Source organism: Delftia sp. NA_296.1 (genome assembly GCF_052692095.1).
On sequence record NZ_JBQZGF010000001.1, the window covers coordinates 929,669 to 949,007 of the forward strand.

Consider the following 19,339-nt stretch of genomic DNA (forward strand, 5'->3'; position numbering starts at 1 on the left):
GGTGAATGCGCGCATGAACCTTGCGCCCCACGGGGCATAGGCGCTGGGGGACAATTCCCGCATGAACCTGCATGCTGCCGCCGAAGGCCAGGCTCCGGCGACCTCCCCACGCCCTCCCATCTCCTGGCAAGACGGCTTCGCCGCCCTGGGCCCGGACTTCTTCACCCATCTGCGCCCCACGCCGCTGCCCGAGCCGCACTGGATTGCCACCAGCACCGGCACCGCCGAGCTGCTGGGCCTGGACCCGCAGTGGCTGGCCTCCGATGAGGCCCTGCAGGCGCTCACCGGCAATGCCGTGCTGCCCGGCAGCCATCCGCTGGCCAGCGTCTACAGCGGCCACCAGTTCGGCGTCTGGGCCGGCCAGCTTGGCGACGGCCGTGCCATCTTGCTGGGCGAGACCGCCTCGGGCCAGGAAATCCAGCTCAAGGGCGCGGGCCGCACGCCCTACTCGCGCATGGGCGACGGGCGCGCCGTGCTGCGCTCGTCCATCCGCGAGTTCCTGTGCAGCGAGGCCATGCACGCCCTGGGCATTCCCACCACGCGCGCGCTGAGCCTCACCGGATCGCCCGCCCCCATTCGCCGCGAAGAGATCGAGACCGCCGCCGTGGTGGCACGCGTGGCGCCCAGCTTCATACGCTTCGGCCATTTCGAGCACTTTGCGGCGCGCGACCAGATAGCCCCTCTGCGCCAGCTGGCCGACTACGTGATCGACCGGCACTACCCCGAATGCCGCACGGCCGAGGCACTGGCCGGCAACGCCTACGCCAACTTCCTGCAGGCCGTGAGCGAGCGCACGGCGCGGCTGCTGGCGCACTGGCAGGCCGTGGGCTTTTGCCATGGCGTGATGAACACCGACAACATGAGCATCCTGGGCCTGACCATCGACTACGGGCCCTTCCAGTTCCTCGATGCCTTCAACCCCGGCCATATCTGCAACCACAGTGACACCCAGGGCCGCTACGCCTTCAACCGCCAGCCCCAGGTGGCCTACTGGAACCTGTACTGCCTGGGCCAGGCCCTGCTGCCGCTGATCGGCGAAGAGGAACTGACCATTGCGGCGCTGGAGTCATACAAGCAGGTGTTTCCGCAGGCCTATGGCGCCCTCATGCTGCGCAAGCTGGGCCTGCCCGAAGATGCGCCAGGCACGCCGCCCGCCGAGGGGCGCTTTGCCGCCCTGGTGAACCCGCTGCTGCAGCTCATGGCCGACAACGCGGTGGACTACACCATCTTCTTCAGCCGCCTGACCGATGCGGTGGCTGCCGGTGCCAGTGCCGGTACGGACCTCGACCTCGACCTCGAGCCCGTGCGCGACCTGGTGCTGGACCGCGAGGCCTTCGACCGCTGGGCAGCCCTGTACGCACGGCACCTGGCAGGCACGGATGCCGCGGCGGCCGCCGCTTTGATGCAAGAATCGAATCCGCGCTTCGTGCTGCGCAACCACCTGGGCGAGATGACCATCCGCGCCGCAAAGGCCGGTGACTTCGCTCCTGTGCGCCAATTGCTGGCCGTGCTGCAGACTCCGTTCGACCCCCACGCCGAGCATGCCGAATGGGCAGGCTTCCCGCCCGACTGGGCTTCCTCCATCGAGATCAGCTGTTCATCATGAGCTTTCCCATCCACAAGACCGAACAGGAATGGCAGGCCGAGCTGCAGGCCAAGGGCGCCGAACCTGCCGCCTTCCAGGTGACACGCCATGCAGCCACCGAGCGCCCGTTCACCGGCCGCTATGAACAGTTCTGGGCCGATGGCAGCTACCGCTGCATCTGCTGCGGCAGCAAGCTGTTCGACTCCGACACCAAGTTCGATGCCGGCTGCGGCTGGCCCAGCTTCGACCGCGCCATCCCCGGCGCCATCACCGAAATCGTGGACCGCAGCCACGGCATGGTGCGCACCGAAACCGTCTGCAGCCAGTGCGGCGCCCACCTGGGGCATGTATTCCCCGACGGCCCCTCCGACACAGGACTGCGCTACTGCATGAATTCCGCATCGCTGGAATTCGAGCCGCCCAAGGCCTAGGCTCCAGGCCCGCAAAAACCCCAGGCCACGCGGCCCTGCACCGATGCCGGGCCGCGCCGGCTGCGCCACAATGCGCCTGCCAAGCTCAGGCCCCATGCCTGACTCCAAGCCCATCGAAACCTTCCAATGAAGTTACTGATCGACTTTTTCCCCATCATCCTGTTCTTCGTCGCCTTCAAGGTCTGGGGCATCTACACGGCAACGGCCGTGGCCATCGTCGCCACCATTGCCCAGATCGCCTATCTGCGTGTGCGCCACGGCAAGGTCGAGCCCATGCAATGGGTAAGCCTGGGCGTGATCGTGCTGTTCGGCGGCGCCACCTTGCTGGCCCACAACGACACCTTCATCAAGTGGAAGCCCACCGTGCTGTACTGGCTCATGGGCAGCGCCCTGTTGATAGGCCAGCTGGTGTTCCGCAAGAACCTGCTGCGCTCGGTCATGGGCGCACAGCTGCAACTGCCCGACAACGCATGGCGCACCCTGAACTGGAGCTGGGCGGCGTTCTTCGCGGTCATGGGCGCGCTCAACCTGGTCATCGCCTACCGCTTCGACACCGACACCTGGGTCAACTTCAAGCTGTTCGGCGGCATGGGGCTGATGCTGGTCTTCGTGATCGGCCAGGCCATCTACATGAGCCGCTTCATGCAGGAAGACAAGGGCGAGGCAGCAGCCGCCACGCCCGACGCCCTGCCCCCGTCTGGCGTGCAGCAGGACAAGCAGCCATGAGCGCGCCCGCCCATCCGCTGCCCATCACCGCCGAAGCCATGCAGGCCGTGCTGCGCGAGCGCCTCGCCCCCGATCACCTGGAAGTGATCGACGAGAGCCACCAGCACGCCGGCCATGTGGGCGCCAACGGCACCGGCTTCGGCACGCATTTCCGCGTGCGCATTGCGTCACCTTTGTTTCAAGGCAAGCCACGCGTGGCACGCCATCGCCTTGTGTATGATGCGCTGCAAGAATTCATTGACCAGGGCGCACACGCCATCGCCATCGAGGTTCTTTGAACTTTTACAGGCTCCGACGATTCGGAGCCTGTTGCGTATCCGCGCTATAGAATCAATTTTTCCTTCATATCTGGAATTCGCATGAAAAAACAGCTTCTGACCAGCCTGGTGACTGCCGCCGTGCTGAGCACCGCGGCCCTGTCCGCCTCGGCCCAGAACATCGCCGTCGTCAACGGCAAGGCTGTGCCCAAGGCACGCGCCGAAGCGCTCAAGCAACAGATCGAGCAAAGCGGCCGCCCCGTGACGCCCGAGCTGGAAGGGCAGATCAAGGAAGAAGTCATCGCCCGCGAGATCTTCATGCAGGAAGCCAACAAGCGCAGCCTGGCCAACAGCGAAGCCTACAAGCAGCAGATGGAACTGGCCCGCCAGACCATCCTGATCCGCGCGCTGTTCGAGGACTTCCAGAAGAAGAACCCCGTGACCGACGCCGAAGCCAAGGCCGAGTACGACAAGGCCGTCGCTGCCAACAGCGGCAAGGAATACAAGGCCAGCCACATCCTGGTCGAGTCGGAAGACCGCGCCAAGGCCATCATTGCCGAGATCAAGGCCGGCAAGAAGTTTGAAGACATCGCCAAGAAGGAGTCCAAGGACCCCGGATCCGGCGCCCGTGGCGGTGACCTCGACTGGGCCAACCCCGGCAACTACGTGCCCGAGTTCTCCGAAGCCCTGATCAAGCTCGAAAAGGGTGGCATGACCCAGGAGCCGGTCAAGACCCAGTTCGGCTACCACATCATCCGCCTGGACGACGCACGTCAGGCCGAACTGCCCAAGTTCGAGGAAGTCAAGCCCCAGATCGTGCAGCAGCTGCAACAGCAAAAGCTGGCGCAATTCCAGGAATCGCTGCGCGAAAAGGCCAAGATCCAGTAAGATGCGTACGAGTCGGCGGTTTTTGCCGCCGGCCTGACCATCACCAGCCCGCCTTGTGCGGGCTCTTTTTTTGTCCGACGACCCTATCAAAAACAAAAGCTGCCCTCTGGGGGCAGCTTGCACGCATTGTTACCTGCGGCCGACTCTGAGCGTCGCGCCCCGGGCAATCCGGCACTTCAGAACTGATAGGTTGCCGTTACCCTGGCCGTGCGGCCTTCGCCGTATTCAACGGCCGAGGAGCGCGACTGCTCGCCCAGGCGCTGGCGCACGCCGGCCACATAGGCCTTGTTGCCGATGTTTTCGAGATTGAGCCTGAGCTTCCATTGCCGGTTGAGTTCATAGCCGACCATGGCGCTGTGCACCCAATAGGCAGAGAGTTTCCCATCGCCTGCCGAGGTGACATTGCGCGTGCCCACGAAGCGCACCCCATAGCCCAGCGTCCAGCCTTGGGGCAATGCATAGGTGGTCCACAGGTTCAGCGAATGGCGCGGCGTATTGCCCAGCGCCTGGCCCACACGCGCAGGCTCGTTCAATGACTTGAGGGTCTTGCTGGCCATGAAGGTGTAGTTGGCGAAGACATCCCATTGCGGCGTCACCTTGCCTGCGGCACCGAGCTCCAGCCCGCGCACGCGCTGCTCTCCGGCCAGCAGATAGCTGCCATCGGCCATCTGCTCTCGGGCATTGGTCTTGTCCACCTGGAACAGGGCGCCGGTCAGCGCCAGCTGGCGGTCCAGCACATCCCACTTGGTTCCCAGTTCCAGGCTGGTGTTCTTCTCGGGTGCCAGCGAGGCCGTGGCCGCATCCAGGCCCGAGCCCGTGGAGACCAGGAATTCGGCGGAAGGGTTGAATGCCGTTCCGTAGGCCAGGTAGATGCGGCCGTTGTCGGCGGGCTTGAAGCTCAGGGCCGTGCGGCCGCTGAGCCGGCCGTCGGAGCTGTCCACCGAGGTGCGCACGCCAGCGGCCGTTGTGGCGTTGGAGCGCCCGTCAATCCAGTCATAGCGCAGGCCAAGGTTCAGATCCCAGCGCGGACCCAGCGCAATGGAGTCGGTGGCATACAGCGCGCGGGTGTCCAGGCTGGTTTCGTTCCTTCCGCTGTTTTGCAAGTCCGTCGTGCCCGTCCAGTATCCGGGCGGACGGGCCAGCGGATAGCCGCCGGCAGGGAACTGCCGGTTGATGTTGTAGGAAGAGGTGGTGCGGTCATAGGTCTCGCGCGCGATCTCGAAGCCCGTGATCAGCGTATGCCCCAGCACGCCTGTGTCGAAGCGCTGGGTCAGGTTGGTCTGGTTGATCCACAGGGTGGTGGCCGCATCGCGGCCATAGGCCTGGGGCCCTGCGGGCCGGTAGTAGCCAGGCTGCATGCCCCGGAGATCGACATGCGAGGCAGAGATCACGGTATCGCGGCTCAGCCGCGAGTAGCGCGAGAGGTTCTGCAGCTTGGCGCCCGAGGCGAAGTCATGCTCGATCTTCGCGGTCAGGGCGTCCTGGCTGATCTTTTCCCGGTCAAGGTTGCGCCAGCCGAAATAGGCATTGCGCGAGACGCCATCGAGCATCTTGCCGCGAAAGGCCGGCACGCCAAAGTCGGGAAGATTGTCATCGTTCTGGTGGAAGAAGCTGAGAGTCACGCGCGTGGGCGAATTCAATCCCAAAGCCAGCGAGGGCGCCACACCCCAGCGCCGCTTGAAGATGGTGTCGCGCCCGGCCACGTCGCTGTCATGGCCCATGAGGTTCAGGCGCATGGCGGCCTTGCCGCCAGCCAGCACCCGGTTGGTGTCGAGCGTGAGGCGCCGGTAGCTGGCCGTGCCCAGGCCTGCGTCGGCCTCGGTGAAGTCATGGGCCTTGGGCTGCTTGCTGATCATGTTGATGCTGCCGCCCGAGGTGCCTGCCCCGCCAAAGACCGAGTTCGGGCCCTTGATGACTTCGACAGACTCCGTGTTGAAGAGGTCGCTGCGGTTGTTCTGCCCACTGTCGCGCAGCCCGTCGATCTGCAGGTTGGCGTTGGCGCTGAAGCCGCGGATATTGATGCTGTCGCCCGAGCCCGCACCGCCCTCGCCCGCATTGAAGGTGATGCCCGACACATTGGACAGCGCCTGCTGCAGGCTCAGGGCGTTCTGTTCCTGGAGCACCTGCCCCGGTACCACCGTAATGGTCTGGGGCACGTCCAGCAGCGGCTTGGCGTACTTGACCGATTCGGATGCCTCGGTGCGCGAGCCGGTGGTGCGCGGTCCCGAAACGGTGACCGGCGCCAGCTGGACCTGGCGATCCTCAGGGGGCACATCCTGCGCGTATGCGGGTGTGACCAGCGCCGCAGCGAAGACCGAATAAAGGCATGACTGGGGGCCGGAGACGAAAGGTCGGGAACGGCAATCTGAAGTGCGCATGGCAAGGGCCTTTGTTGAAAATGGAAATCATTTGCAACAAGACCTTTCCCAAGCAATCAGATCCGTCTGATTCTGGTGTTCAGACCTCGATCTCAGGCGTTTTCGCTTGCGTCGATCAGCGCGCTCCCGCCTCCTGCAGCAGCCGCTCCACCTCATGCTGGCTGCGCTGGCGGGCGTGGGCCAGGGCCGTGACGCCGTCCTTGTCGGGCAGGCTGAGGTCCGCCTTCGCCGTGATCAGTTGGCGCACGATGTCCTGGTAGCGCGGGCCACCATCGCCCAGCAAAACGGCTTCGAGCAGGCAGGTCCAGCCCAGCCGGTTCACATGGTCGGCCCGCACACCGGCAGCCAGCAAGGCCTGCACGGTATCGACGTGGCCGCGCTCGCAGGCGGGGATCAGCGCCGTGCCGCCGTAGCGGTTGACGCTTTGCAGGTCGGCACCATACGACAGTGTCATGCGCAGGATTTCCAGCCGGCCCAGGGCACCGGCCAGCAGATAGGCACTGTCCTGCAGGTCGTTCTTGAGATTGGGATTGGCCCCGTGGACCAGCAAGGAGCGCGCGACCTCGACATGGTTGCCGCGCACGGCCAGCAGCAGCGGAGTGTTGCCCTGCGGATCACGCACATCCACCGGCGCGCCGCGCTTGAGCCAGTCGCGCACCTGCAGCGCTTCGCCCGCCTGGGCGGCCGCCAGCAGCGCGGGGCCGAATTCGGGGCGGTTCACCACACCCTCCTGCGCCTTGGCCGCGTCGCGGCCCTCGGCGGCTGCGGCAACGGCCTGGGCCTCCTGCGCCTGGACATCCGCCAGTCCCGCCGCAAGGCAGGCCGTCAGAATCGCCGCGTGCCGGCCCTGCGCGCCGGATCGGGAAACAGCATGGTGCATACAAGCCCTCCTGGAAAACACTGTGGTGCGGCAAGCGTACGGCAAGCCCGGGCGATTGCAGGCGAACCCGGGGGGCCGCCCGTCAGTTTCATTCAGGAACTATAGCGGCATCGCCTGATCCCACGCGCTTTCCCTGGGCTCGGCCCGCGCTGGAAAGTCTCCGCGCGCCAGCCGACCTCGAACGAAAGGAGACCCGTTCCCGTGCCTTGCAATCAACGCCGTGCCGCCCGCTGGCTGGCCGCAGCCGCCACCGCCCTCGCCGTCCTCACCACCACCCTGGCCCCGGCCGTCGCCCATGCGCGCGAGTTCGTCAGCGTCAAGGGTTCCAGCGTCAATGTGCGGCAGCAGCCCACCACGCGCTCGGCCACGCTGTGGGAACTGGGCAAGGGCTATCCGCTGCAGGTGGTGCAGCGCAAGGGCCAGTGGCTGCGCGTCAGGGACAACGAGAGCACGCTGGGCTGGGTGCATGCGCCGCTGACCGGCAAGACCCCGCACATGGTGGTGACCGGACGCACCGCAAACCTGCGCGCCGGCCCGGGCCAGAACCATCGCGTGGTGGGCAAGCTGGCTGAAATGGAAGTGGTGCGCACGCTCAGGAAACAGGGCTCCTGGGCCCAGGTCCAGCGCGACAACGGCCAAAAGGGCTGGGTGGCGCGCAGCCTGACCTGGGGCTGGTGACGTGGGCTGATTACCTGGACGTCTGGCTGACGTTCAGCCGTTGACCACAACCTGCGCGCGCGGCGCATAGCCGTGGTTCAGCGGGCCATGGCCGGCGCCCGTGAACACATCGGCGCCGGCCGCAATCGCGCCCAGGATGTAATCGCGCGCCTGGCCCACGGCCGCCTCCAGCGGCAGGCCCAGCGCCAAGTGCGAGGCAATCGCCGAAGACAGCGTGCAGCCCGTGCCGTGCCCGTTGTGCGTGGCAATGCGCTGCGACTGCAGGCGCAGCCGCTGGCCGTTGCCATGGCCCAGCAGGTCCACCACCAGATCGCCCGACAAGTGCCCGCCCTTGAGCAAGGCGGCCGGCGCGCCCAGCGCCAGCAGTTCCTGCACGGCGCCGTCCAGTGCATCTATGCCATCAATGGAGTGGCCCAGCAGCAGTGCGGCCTCGTCCAGATTGGGCGTGACCACGGTGGCCAGGGGGAACAGTTCGCGCACCAGCACGGAGGCGGTTTCCGGCGCGATCAGCCGGTCGCCGCTGGTGGCCACCATCACGGGGTCCAGCACCACGTTGCGCAGCTGGTGGCGGCGGATGGCATCGGCCACCACCTGCACCACCTCGGGCGTGGCCAGCATGCCGATCTTGACGGCGTCGGCGCCGATGTCCTCGACCACCGCATCGATCTGGCCGCGCAGTATGTCCACGGGAATGCCGTGGATGCCGCTGACGCCCAGCGTGTTCTGCACGGTGATGGCCGTGATGGCCGTCATGCCGTAGCAGCCCAGTGCGCTGCAGGTCTTGAGGTCGGCCTGTATGCCGGCGCCGCCACCGCTGTCGGAGCCCGCGATGATGAGCACGCGGGCATAGCGCTTGCGCGCGGCGGGAGCCGGTTCGGGGGATGCGGCGGTCGAAGGGGAGTGGTCGGCAGTCATGGGCGAAAATTATCACCCATGCGCATGGTCAATACCGGCAGCTGCGGGATGTGCTGTAATGCCTGCTGACGGACGAAACAGGGGTGTCCCGTCGGTGAAACAGGGCCTGGCCCGCCTCACCGATGCGTGACTGAGAAACACCCTGGGGCCCCGGGGCGACCAGCCCCCTGCCGCACAAGCCTGCACCACAGGCACCTTGCCGCGCAGCGCCCCTGCACCCGATCCAGGTCATGCTGGCGTGGGGAGTTTCAATCAATCGGGGTGGTACGCCGCGTTTTGTCCAGCACATGCCCTGTGCGCGGACAGCCGGCCGGCAGTCCCACGGGCATGGGCGCACTTGACCACCAGATGCACATGTCCGTTCTACAAGCTTCTTCCCGCATCGCCATTCTGGGCGGCGGCCTCATGGGCCGGCTGCTGGCATTGGCGCTGGCCCGTCGCGGCCACGGCATTGCCGTATACGACGCCCACGGCCCCGAAGGCGATGGCGCAGCGGCCCGCGTGGCAGCCGCCATGCTCGCGCCCCTGGCCGAATCGGCCATCACCGAGCCCGGCGTGGTGCGCATGGGCCAGCACGGCCTGACGCGCTGGCCCGAACTGCTGGCCCAGCTCGATGCGCCCGTGTTCTTCCAGCAAAACGGCACCCTCATCCTCTGGCACCGCCAGGACGCGGGCGATGCCCAGCGCTTCTTCGGCCTGCTGGAGAAAAACCGCCGCATCAACCCCAGCCTTCCCGCGCTGCAGCCGCTGGCCGACCAGGCCCTGCACGACTGCGAGCCCGCGCTTGAACGGCGCTTTGCCCAGGCCATGTACCTGCAGGGCGAGGGCCAATTGGACAACCGCCAGCTGCTGGCCTCACTCCGCGCCACGCTGACCCGCCTGGGCGTGGAGCAGCACTGGAACCAGCCGCGCGAGCTGGCCGACTTCCAACCCGGCACGCCGGGCCAGCCCGACTGGGTGCTGGACTGCCGGGGCCTGGGCGCACGCGGCCAGTGGCCTGCGCTGCGCGGCGTGCGCGGCGAGGTGGTGCGCATCCACGCGCCCGAGGTCACGCTGCAGCGGCCCACGCGCCTGATCCATCCGCGCTACCCGATCTACATTGCGCCCAAGGAGGACCACCTCTTCGTCATCGGCGCCACCGAGATCGAGTCCGACGACATGTCGCCGGCCAGCGTGCGCTCCACGCTGGAGCTGCTCAGTGCCGCCTACACCGTGCATCCGGGTTTTGCCGAGGGCCGCATCGTCGAGATAGCCACCCAATGCCGCCCCACCCTGCCCGACAATCTGCCGGCCGTGCGCTGGAGCGCGCCGCGCGTGATGGAGGTCAACGGCCTGTACCGCCATGGCTTCATGATCGCGCCGGCCATGCTGGACGTGGTGCTGGAGCTGCTCGACAGCGGTGATTCCGAACTGGCCCGCCGCTTCAATGTTGCCGTCGAGCATGCGCCATCGCAGCACAAGGCAGCCGCCTGAACGGCACGCACGGCACTTTCACGCACAACAGACCGGACATGCATGCAGGGTCGCCAGGCCTGGCCCTGCCTAAGATCGAACAAGCCCCCCGTACCCGCCTTTCGTTTCCCCCCAGCCGCCATGAACATCACCATCAACCAGCAAGCGACCGAACTGAGCGACGGAGCCACCGTGGCCGACGCGCTGGCCCAGCTTGCGCCGCGCCCGCCCTTTGCCGTGGCCATCAACACCGTCTTCGTACCCAAGGCCCGCTATGCCGAGCAGGCGCTGAACGACGGCGACCGCCTCGAAGTGATCTCGCCCGTGACCGGCGGCTGATGCCCCATCCGACTCTCCCATTGCCTCACGCCATGACGACTTCCGCCTCTTCCTCCGACGACAGCCTGGTCCTGTACGGCCAGCGCTTTGACAGCCGCCTGCTGCTGGGCACCTCCCGCTACCCCTCGCCCGCCGTGCTGGAAGCTGCCGTGCAGCGCGCCCGCCCGGCCATGGTCACGGCCTCGCTGCGCCGCCAGGGCAGCAATGCCGCCGAGACCGGTGCTAGCTTCTGGGAACTGCTCAGAAAGCTCAACGTGCCCGTGCTGCCCAACACCGCCGGCTGCATGACCGTGCAGGAAGCCGTGACCACGGCCCAGATGGCGCGCGAAGTCTTCGAGACGCCCTGGATCAAGCTGGAGCTGATCGGCGACGACTACACCCTGCAGCCCGACACGCTGAACCTGGTCGAGGCCGCCTCCATCCTCATCAAGGACGGCTTCCAGGTCCTGCCCTACACCACCGAGGACCTGGTGCTGTGCCAGCGCCTGGTGGATGTGGGCTGCCAGGCCGTCATGCCCTGGGCGGCGCCCATCGGCACGGGCCGCGGCCCCGTCAACCCCTACGCCATGCAGACGCTGCGCGAACGCCTGAAGGTGCCGCTGATCGTGGATGCGGGCCTGGGCCGGCCCTCGCATGCCTGCCAGGTCATGGAATGGGGATATGACGCCGTGCTGCTGAACACGGCCGTGGCCCTGTCCGAAGATCCCGTCGCCATGGCCGGCGCCTTTGCCGATGCCGTGAACGCCGGCCACGCCGCCCACCGCGCCGGCGCCATGGCCGAGCAATCGGCCGCCCAGCCCAGCACGCCCGTGCTGGGCACGCCGTTCTGGCACCACGGCTGAGGAGACCGGCCATGAGCAACGACTCGATCCAATCCTGGGCAGATGCCATCGTGCGCCTGCACGGCGCCACCTTCGCCCCTGAAGGCTCCGCCCTGCCCTCGCAGCCCGTGCCGCAGGCACAGCGCCAGGAGCCGGCCTATCTTGCGGCGCTGCAGGCCTGCAGCGCCCTGGGCTTCATCGCCATCGACGCCGAAACGCTGGCCTGCGCCTGGCAGGCGCAGACGCTGCGCAGGGGCCGCTTCGAGGCCACGCTATGGCCCGACGATCCGCGCGACTTCGGCCTGGAGGGCGCCGATCCCGCACTGGCCTTCCCGGACTGTCCAAGGTCCCTGGGCCTGTACGGCGTGCTGCCCGATGCGCAATGGGTGGGCCGCATGGCCCGCGCCGGTGTGCCCACCGTGCAATTGCGCTTCAAGTCCGAGGACCGCGACGCCATCGCCCGCGAAGTGCGCGCCGCCGTGGCCGCCGTGGAAGGCACGGGCGCCCTGCTCTTCATCAACGACCACTGGCGCGAGGCCATCGATGCCGGCGCCTATGGCGTGCATGTGGGCCAGGAAGACCTGGATGCGCTGGCCGGCGCCGACCTGCAGGCCATCCACGCCTCGGGCCTGCGCCTGGGCGTGAGCACGCATGGCTATGCCGAAATGGTGCGCGCCCATGCCGTGCAGCCCAGCTACATCGCGCTGGGCGCCGTCTTCCCCACCACGCTCAAGAAAATGGCCACGGCTCCGCAGGGCCTGGCGCGCCTGGGCGCCTATGTGCGGCTGATGCAGCGCTATCCGCTGGTGGCCATAGGCGGCATCTCGGCCGACCAGTTCCCGGCCGTGCGCGCCACGGGCGTGGGCTCGGTGGCCGTGGTGCGGGCACTGGTCAATGCCGAGGATCCTGAAGCGGCGGCACGCGAGTTGATGGCCAGCATGCAGGCGTCGGCCTGAAAGTGCAGGGCGATCATCTAAATGCATCGGCCTGCGCCGTTCGATGGCGCGAATGTACTTCTCTTGCGGAAGTCGTAAAACTAGAATGGGCTGCCCCAACTCCGAAAGGTCGCCGATGAGAACCGCAGACAATGGTCCCGCCCGTCTTTTGCTGCCTCGGTACTTCAGAGTCAGAGGGCTTCATGCGAGTCTGGTTGCGGCTTTCGTGTTCAGTGCAGGCTTTTCTCTATCAGTTCAAGCGCACACCATCTCAGACATAAAAACAAACTTGGATTTTCCCGAACTCCAAAAAACGGAATATCAGCTAACCGATATTTCCGATGACGGCTATCTTGAACTGTTTGGTAGCAATGGCGAGATAAGAGAGGACCTTCTGCTTCCTCAGTGACAAATCTCCGTAAATTTACGAATTTGCCAGGACACTGCATTTGAGCAATCTGCCACACGACAGCCAGCGCTGATCAGCCAATAAATAAAGGGAGCAATGGCTCCCTTTATTTATTCAACAGGTGCCCTGCGCTCCATCACCCCCTCAGCGGCGGATCATTGTGCTTGTCCTTCCCGTTGTCGGCTTCCGCATCAGGCAGCGCGGTGCGAAAGGCCGGATCGGTTTCGCGCGACAGCAGCATGTCCACCGAGCGGCTCAGCGGCTCGTCCAGGCCACGGTGCTCACGCACGGTGTCGGGCGGCTCCAGCTCCCACTTGTCCAGCGCCAGGTCCATGTCCAGCGGCGCCTTGAGATTGTGGCTGCTGAAACCCACGGCACCCGAACCGGGCATCGACAGCGTCACGGGCGGAAAGCGCGAGGGCACGTCGACATGCGGCAGCTCGTTCTCGCCCAGGTCCGTGAGGTCTATGTCCAGCAGCGGTGCCGACTCATCGTGGATGAAGGAAGGCGCCTCGCCCAGGGGCACGGCGCGCACCTGGCCTGCGGGCAGTTGGCCGGCCTGATCCAGATCGAAGTTCAGGGGCTGCAGCTCGAAGTGCAGCGGTGCGGACAACGAGTCCGGTGCGCTGCTCGCAGGCTTGTCGCCGCCACCGACTGCACCCGTGGACAGGGGCAGCGTGTCCATGGGGGTGAACTCCAGGCCCGGCTCCAGCGGCATCACAGAGGCCGGCTGCGGCTGTGCAGGTTCTATCGGCGGCTGCAGCTCTGCCATCCAGTCCACGCCCGTGGCTGCGGATGCAGAAGCCTGCGCCGGCGTGGTTTCTGCAGCCGCTGTGAAGGCAGCCGCGCCGGCCGTGGCTGCGCCGGCTGCGGCCGTGCCCGCCACCATGCGGGGCGTGGTGCGCTCGCGCGGGCCGGGTTCGCCGCGTGTTCCGGCAGGTGAGGTGCGCGCAATGGACAGCAGCAGCAGCAGGTCGTCGAAGGCGGCCAGATCGAAGGGAGCCGGCGCATCGGGGTCGGGTGCACCGTCCTGCTTGAACAGGTAGTGCGCCAGGCAAGCTTCGACTTCTTCCACGGGCCACAGGGCCTCGATGCGTGCCAGTTGCTCGGGATAGCCCTGCAGCAGGCTGCTGCCCTTGTCGGTGAAGCCCGGCATGGCCGGCACACGGGCGTTGAAATGCCTGGCAAAACGCGCGCGCAGCTGGTCGAAATCGTCGCGGCGGCTCAGCGTGTAGTAAAGGTGCAGCAGCTCCAGATAGGCCAGCGGCGAGGAATCCTCATGCGTGTCGATATGCGAACGCAGCAGCTCGATGGCCTGCTGGTGCTCGCCCACCGAGATGAAGAATTCCGCCTGTTGCTGCACGTCGAACAGTTCGCCGGGCTGCACCATGCGCCTGGCCTTGATGGCCTCGGGCGCAGACGTGCGCACAGGTGCCGGGGCCTGCGGCGCAGGCTCGGTTTCCAGCTCGGCATGCACGGACACAGGCACGGGAATGGTGGCCGGGCCGAAGTCGCCAGGGTCCACATCCTCATGCAGCTCATAGGTCACGCCGGGACGCATCTGGGCGCCGCGCTGCACATAGGGCGAAGCCAGGGTATCCGGTCCCCGGCGGTCGTCCTGCTGCGGTGCCGCAGGCCGGTGCTCACGCAGGCTGGGGGCCATGGGCCGCGTGGGCCGATGGGGATCCAGGGAATGCGGCAGGGTGTGGATCTCGTCATCGCGCACATGCGGCGGGGTCGACGGCACGGGGTCCTGCGACGAACGCTCCACCGATTCCCGCCAGGCGTTCTGCTCGCGCGAGAAAAGCGAAGCACCCGAGCGCATGCGCCAGGCCATCCAGCCGATCACGGCCACGGCGGCAATCAGGGCCAGCAGCAGCGCATTGAACAGCCAGGACGAGCCGCCGGACTCCTGGCGCATTGCGTCCAGCTCGGCCCGCAACTGGGCCAGTTGCCCACGGTCCACGCCGTCGCGCTTCTTGAAGGCCGCCATCTCGGCCTCCAGCGCCTGCACGCGCTTGTTGGCCTCGGCCAGCTGCTCGCTGCCGGCATCGAACATGGGAGCCGCAGATGCGGCGCCGCCTTCGGGTGTTCCGGGTGTTCCGGCTGCTCCAGCGGCGCCCGGGGTTCCGCCCGTGCCCAGCCATTCTTCCACCGGCTCCATGCGCAGGCGCGGTTCGATGCGCAGGCCTGCCTGCAGCTGCCCGGCCTGGGCCTGGGCGGTCACACCCACGGGAGGCCTGGACTTTTCGGCCGCGGCCTTGGGTTTCGGCCTGGGCTTTGGTTTGGGCTGGGGCTGCGCCTCCTTGGGAGCGGGCACCGTGGCAGGCCGGGCATCCGACCGGGCACTGCGGGCAGCGGCCGCGCGGGAGGGTGTCGAAGAAGATTCAGAAGCGGTGCCAGCCACACCGGCTGCACCAGCACCAGCACCAGCACCGGCTGCTGCTGCTGCGGCGCCCACGGTCGGCAGCGCAGGCTGGGCTGCTGCCAGTTCACGCACATTGATGGGCTGGTTGCCTGAGGCGTCCACCGAATCTGGCAGCTGCGCCAGCAGCGTATAGCTGCGGCTGATGCCGCCACCTTCGCAGCCCGCCCACAGCTTGAGCGTCACGATGGGCTCGTCCACCGTATAGCGGGCCTGCACCCGCACGGCCTTGCCCGACGAGGTCGGGCTGACACTGACGCGCGAGGATTCGATGGGCCTGTCACCGGCCAGCAGCTCGGCGCGCACACAGGAGCTGCCGGCGTCGTTTCCGCTATCGGGCTGCAAGCCCACCACCAGGTCGAACGGAGCGCCCAGCACCACGTTGCCCCGAGGACTGCCCAACGACAATGCGGACGCGTTCCAGGCCATGGAGGACAGGGCGACGCCGAGAATGGTGCTACAAATTCTCACATCAGCCTTTCTTTGAACGCTTGCATTTTTGCATAGACACCTGTAGGACACCTCCTCTATGTATATGATCCAAAACAACATTTCTCCTATCAGAAACGTCGGATTGATAGGCGCAGGCATCATGGGGCAAGGCATTGCCCAGTTGGCCGCCCAGGCAGGCGCCAGGGTGCTGTTGCAGGATGCCCGTCCCGGTGCTGCCGCACAAGCGCAACAACAGCTGCTTGCGCTGTGGGACACGCTGCAGAAGAAACAAAAAATAACAAGTGAGCAAGCCGCAGATTGCAAGGCCCGGCTGACGGTGGTGGACGATCTTGATGCCTTCAGGAACTGCGATCTGGTGATAGAGGCCATCGTCGAGCGCATGGATGCCAAGCAGGCGCTGCTGCGCGAGCTGGAGGCCATCGTCGCACCCGGGACCCTCATCGCCAGCAATACCTCGGCGCTTTCCATCACCACGCTGGCCACGGCGCTCAAGCACCCGCAGCGCTTTGCCGGCTTTCACTTCTTCAACCCGGCGCCGCTGATGAAGGTGGTGGAGATCGTGCGTGGCCTGGCCACGGACGAGGCCACCTGCGCCACGCTGGCACAGTTCGCGCGCAGCTTCGGCCACACGCCCGTGCGTGCGCAGGACACGCCGGGCTTCCTGGTCAACCACCTGGGCCGCGGCTATGTGACCGAGGCGCTGCGCATCGTGCAGGAAGGCATTGCCGACTTCGCCACCATCGACCGCATCCTGCGCGAGCAGGTGGGATTCAAGCTCGGCCCGTTCGAGCTGATGGATCTCACCGGCCTGGATGTCACCCATGCCGTGATGGAGCACATCTACCACCAGTACTACCAGGAGCCGCGCTACCGCCCCAGCCCCATTGCCGCGCAGCGCGTGGCGGCCGGCCTGCTGGGCCGCAAGACCGGCCAGGGCTTTTACCGCTATGCAGAAGGCCGCGCCGAGCAGCCTGCCGAGCCTGCCGTGCCGCAGGTGCAGACGCTGCCACCGGTCTGGGTGTCCGCACGCGCGGCCCGGCGCAACGAGATCTACCAGTTGCTCAAGAGCCTGGGCGCGCGCATTGAAACCGCGCAGGCACCGACCGAGCAGGCCCTGATCCTGGTGGCGCCGCTGGGCCTGGACGTGACCACGGTGGCTGCCGTGGAGCGGCTGGACTGCACGCGCACCATGGGCATCGACATGCTGATCGCCGACGCCGACACGCGCCGCCGCGTGCTGGCCACCACGCCGGCCACGCGCACCGACATGCGCGATGCCGCACATGCGCTCTTTGCCAGCGACGGCAAGGCCGTCAGCGTGATCCGAGACAGCGGCGGCTTTGTCACCCAGCGCGTGGTGGGCTCCATCGTCAACATCGCCAGCGACATCTGCCAGCAGGGCATCGGCAGCCCGGCCGACCTGGAAAAGGCCGTGACCCTGGGCCTGGGCTATCCCATGGGCCCGCTGGCCATGGGCGACCGCTGGGGCCCCACCAACATGCTGGAGGTCCTGTTCAACCTGCAGACCGTGTATGGCGACCCGCGCTACCGCCCCAGCCCCTGGCTGCGCCGCCGTGGCGCGCTGGGGCTGAGCCTCACGCACGAGGAGCCATAAGCCCTGCAAAGCCGGCGACCCGATGCACGACGGGTCGCCTTTTTTTCGCCGCCCTGCCCCGTTTTCGGCAGGCCCAGACACCGAAGTGACAGGCCCGCCGGCGGCATGCTGCGCCGCGGCGGTCCCACACGCGACAATGTGACCGTCATCAGTCACGCAAAAGACAGGCCATGGACGACCCGATTCTTACCATCGAAGAACGTGAAGCGATCAATTCCGGTCGCTGGTTTTCATCACTTTCTCCATCGCTTCGGCACGACATTCTTCGATGCGCTTACGTCAAACGGTTCAAAGATGGCACGCTCATCTGCGCACGCGGAGAACCGCCCGAGGAATGGATCGCCTGCGCCCGGGGTGCGGTGCGCGTGAGCTCGACCTCGATCACGGGCAAGCAGATCACGCTGGACTACGTGGAGCCGGGCATCTGGTTCGGCGACGTGGCCATCCTGGACGGGGACAAGCGCACGCACGATGCCTATGCGCACGGCGAGACCACGCTGCTGTGCGTGTCCAAGACCGACTTCAAGAAAATCCTGTCCATGCATGTGGAGTTCTCGGAAGCCATGCTGCGCCTGCATGCGCGGCGCATCCGCCAGCTCTACGGCCTGGTCGAGGACCTCAACACCCTGCCGCTGCGCGCGCGCCTGGCCAAGCAGCTGCTGCACCTGGTGCGCAGCTACGGCGTGACCAGCCTGTCGGATGGCAGCGAGATCCGCATCGGCCTGCATCTGGCGCAGGAGGAACTGGCCCAATTGCTGGGCGCCTCGCGCCAGCGCGTGAACCAGGAACTCAAGGCCATGGAGCGCGAGAACGCCATCCGCATCGAGCCGGGCGGCCTGGTGGTCTGCGACCGCGACACGCTGCTGCGCATCGCCGCGCCCGACGCCTGAACCTGCGCGGCCCGCGCCGCGCCGCGTACACACAACCCTTTCCTTCACCGACCGGACGTTCGCGCCGGCCGGTGCCTTGCCGCGCCCGTGCCGCGCGGCCGCACCCCTTTCTAGAACCGGTTTCCGAACCGATCACAGGACTGACTGCCCCATGAGCACTTTCGACCATTTCGTAGGCACGCGCCCCGTCTCCGACCAGCACGCATTCGACGTGCCCGCGCTCACCGCCTGGATGCAGGGCCATGTGCAGGGCTTTGCCGGCCCGCTGCAGGTGGAGATGTTCAAGGGCGGCCAGTCCAACCCCACCTACAAGCTGATCACGCCCGGCCGCAGCTACGTGATGCGTTCCAAGCCCGGCCCCGTGGCCAAGCTGCTGCCCTCGGCCCATGCCATCGAGCGCGAGTTCCGCGTGATGAAGGGCCTGGCCGGCACCGACGTGCCCGTGCCCCACATGTATGCGCTGTGCGAGGACGAGTCCATCATCGGCCGCGCCTTCTACATCATGGAGTGCATGGAAGGCCGCGTGCTCTGGGACCAGTCCCTGCCCGGCATGGAGCCGGCCCAGCGCGCCGCCATCTACGACGAGATGAACCGCGTGATCTCGGCCCTGCACACCGTGGACTTCGCGGCCCAGGGCCTGGCCGACTACGGCAAGAGCGGCAACTACTTCGAGCGCCAGATCGGCCGCTGGAGCAAGCAGTACGTGGCCTCGGTCACCCAGCCCATCCCCGAGATGGACCAGCTCATGCAGTGGCTGCCCGCCCACATGCCGGCCAGCGCGCTGGATGCCTCGCGCGTGTCCATCGTGCACGGCGACTTCCGCCTGGACAACCTCATGTTCCACCCCACCGAGCCGCGCGTCATCGCCGTGCTGGACTGGGAGCTGTCCACCCTGGGCCACCCGCTGGCCGACTTCAGCTACCACTGCATGAGCTGGCACATCCCGGCCACGCTGGGCCGGGGCATCGCAGGCAAGGACTTGGCGGCTTTGGGCATTCCCGGCGAAGAGGAATACATCCGCCGCTACTGCGAGCGCACGGGCCTCAAGGACGTGGACACGCTGCGCGCCGACTGGAACTTCTACATGGCCTACAACATGTTCCGCATCGCGGCCATCCTGCAGGGCATTGCCAAGCGCGTGGAGGCCGGCACGGCCTCCAGCGCCCAGGCCAAGGCCTCCGGCGACACGGCCCGGCCCATGGCCGAGCTGGCCTGGTCCTTCGCCCAGCGCAGCTGAGCCATCCAGACCAGCCCCCAACACT

General features: G+C 66.8%; 18 protein-coding genes. 14 read left to right on the plus strand and 4 right to left on the minus strand.

Annotated features, from left to right (window positions below; all coding sequences use genetic code 11):
- Positions 1-61: 61 nt before the first annotated feature.
- The 5 genes from ACUTR7_RS04310 to ACUTR7_RS04330 all read left to right on the plus strand — a co-directional run bounded on the left by ACUTR7_RS04310 (position 62) and on the right by ACUTR7_RS04330 (position 3,887).
- A complete protein-coding gene (locus tag ACUTR7_RS04310; RefSeq protein ID WP_445608215.1) occupies positions 62-1,606 on the plus strand; it encodes a protein adenylyltransferase SelO in 1,545 nt (514 codons plus the stop codon).
- The gene (gene msrB, locus ACUTR7_RS04315; protein WP_445608216.1) at positions 1,603-2,016 is read left to right on the plus strand and encodes a peptide-methionine (R)-S-oxide reductase MsrB; all 414 of its coding nucleotides are present in this window, start codon (positions 1,603-1,605) and stop codon (positions 2,014-2,016) included. The genes ACUTR7_RS04310 and msrB overlap by 4 nt, the downstream gene beginning before the upstream one ends.
- 126 nt (positions 2,017-2,142) lie before the next feature.
- Positions 2,143-2,742, plus strand: a complete 600-nt coding sequence (locus ACUTR7_RS04320; RefSeq protein WP_034392671.1) for a septation protein A — start codon at positions 2,143-2,145, stop codon at positions 2,740-2,742.
- A complete protein-coding gene (locus tag ACUTR7_RS04325) occupies positions 2,739-3,020 on the plus strand; it encodes a BolA family protein (protein WP_013802780.1) in 282 nt (93 codons plus the stop codon). The genes ACUTR7_RS04320 and ACUTR7_RS04325 overlap by 4 nt, the downstream gene beginning before the upstream one ends.
- An 81-nt stretch (positions 3,021-3,101) precedes the next feature.
- The gene (locus ACUTR7_RS04330) at positions 3,102-3,887 is read left to right on the plus strand and encodes a foldase protein PrsA (protein WP_012205136.1); all 786 of its coding nucleotides are present in this window, start codon (positions 3,102-3,104) and stop codon (positions 3,885-3,887) included.
- Between the two features lie 176 nt (positions 3,888-4,063).
- Here ACUTR7_RS04330 and ACUTR7_RS04335 read toward each other — a convergent pair whose 3' ends face one another.
- Positions 4,064-6,265, minus strand: a complete 2,202-nt coding sequence (locus tag ACUTR7_RS04335; protein ID WP_445608217.1) for a TonB-dependent receptor — start codon at positions 6,263-6,265, stop codon at positions 4,064-4,066.
- Between the two features lie 115 nt (positions 6,266-6,380).
- The gene (locus tag ACUTR7_RS04340) at positions 6,381-7,145 is read right to left on the minus strand and encodes an ankyrin repeat domain-containing protein (RefSeq protein WP_012205134.1); all 765 of its coding nucleotides are present in this window, start codon (positions 7,143-7,145) and stop codon (positions 6,381-6,383) included.
- A gap of 201 nt (positions 7,146-7,346) precedes the next feature.
- Here ACUTR7_RS04340 and ACUTR7_RS04345 point away from each other — a divergent pair, with 201 nt between their 5' ends.
- Positions 7,347-7,823 carry an SH3 domain-containing protein gene (locus ACUTR7_RS04345; RefSeq protein WP_071955424.1) on the plus strand — a complete coding sequence of 159 codons (477 nt, stop codon included), beginning with the start codon at positions 7,347-7,349 and terminating at the stop codon, positions 7,821-7,823.
- A gap of 33 nt (positions 7,824-7,856) precedes the next feature.
- Here ACUTR7_RS04345 and thiD read toward each other — a convergent pair whose 3' ends face one another.
- Positions 7,857-8,738, minus strand: coding sequence for a bifunctional hydroxymethylpyrimidine kinase/phosphomethylpyrimidine kinase (gene thiD / locus ACUTR7_RS04350; RefSeq protein ID WP_445608218.1), 882 nt, complete (start codon positions 8,736-8,738; stop codon positions 7,857-7,859).
- A gap of 354 nt (positions 8,739-9,092) precedes the next feature.
- Between thiD and ACUTR7_RS04355 the strand changes: the two genes are divergently transcribed.
- From ACUTR7_RS04355 to ACUTR7_RS04375, 5 genes are all read left to right on the plus strand, one after another.
- The gene (locus ACUTR7_RS04355; RefSeq protein ID WP_445608219.1) at positions 9,093-10,211 is read left to right on the plus strand and encodes an FAD-dependent oxidoreductase; all 1,119 of its coding nucleotides are present in this window, start codon (positions 9,093-9,095) and stop codon (positions 10,209-10,211) included.
- Positions 10,212-10,331: 120 nt separating this feature from the next.
- On the plus strand, positions 10,332-10,529 hold the full coding sequence (thiS, locus tag ACUTR7_RS04360) for a sulfur carrier protein ThiS (protein WP_012205130.1): 198 nt from the start codon (positions 10,332-10,334) through the stop codon (positions 10,527-10,529).
- A gap of 32 nt (positions 10,530-10,561) precedes the next feature.
- Positions 10,562-11,371, plus strand: coding sequence for a thiazole synthase (locus ACUTR7_RS04365; protein WP_016446735.1), 810 nt, complete (start codon positions 10,562-10,564; stop codon positions 11,369-11,371).
- Positions 11,372-11,382: 11 nt separating this feature from the next.
- The gene (gene thiE / locus ACUTR7_RS04370) at positions 11,383-12,306 is read left to right on the plus strand and encodes a thiamine phosphate synthase (protein ID WP_071955420.1); all 924 of its coding nucleotides are present in this window, start codon (positions 11,383-11,385) and stop codon (positions 12,304-12,306) included.
- 115 nt (positions 12,307-12,421) lie between these two features.
- Positions 12,422-12,694, plus strand: a complete 273-nt coding sequence (locus ACUTR7_RS04375) for a hypothetical protein (protein WP_207443315.1) — start codon at positions 12,422-12,424, stop codon at positions 12,692-12,694.
- Between the two features lie 136 nt (positions 12,695-12,830).
- On the opposite strand, the gene ACUTR7_RS04380 is transcribed toward ACUTR7_RS04375, so the two are convergent.
- The gene (locus ACUTR7_RS04380; RefSeq protein WP_445608220.1) at positions 12,831-15,590 is read right to left on the minus strand and encodes a type IV pilus assembly protein FimV; all 2,760 of its coding nucleotides are present in this window, start codon (positions 15,588-15,590) and stop codon (positions 12,831-12,833) included.
- A 58-nt stretch (positions 15,591-15,648) separates the two neighbouring features.
- Here ACUTR7_RS04380 and ACUTR7_RS04385 point away from each other — a divergent pair, with 58 nt between their 5' ends.
- The 3 genes from ACUTR7_RS04385 to ACUTR7_RS04395 all read left to right on the plus strand — a co-directional run bounded on the left by ACUTR7_RS04385 (position 15,649) and on the right by ACUTR7_RS04395 (position 19,314).
- A complete protein-coding gene (locus ACUTR7_RS04385) occupies positions 15,649-17,187 on the plus strand; it encodes a 3-hydroxyacyl-CoA dehydrogenase (protein WP_445608221.1) in 1,539 nt (512 codons plus the stop codon).
- Between the two features lie 170 nt (positions 17,188-17,357).
- Entirely contained in the window at positions 17,358-18,077 is a 720-nt protein-coding gene (locus ACUTR7_RS04390; RefSeq protein ID WP_012205125.1) for a Crp/Fnr family transcriptional regulator, read from the plus strand.
- Positions 18,078-18,228: 151 nt separating this feature from the next.
- Positions 18,229-19,314, plus strand: a complete 1,086-nt coding sequence (locus ACUTR7_RS04395) for a phosphotransferase (protein WP_013802790.1) — start codon at positions 18,229-18,231, stop codon at positions 19,312-19,314.
- The last annotated feature ends 25 nt before the right edge of the window (positions 19,315-19,339 follow it).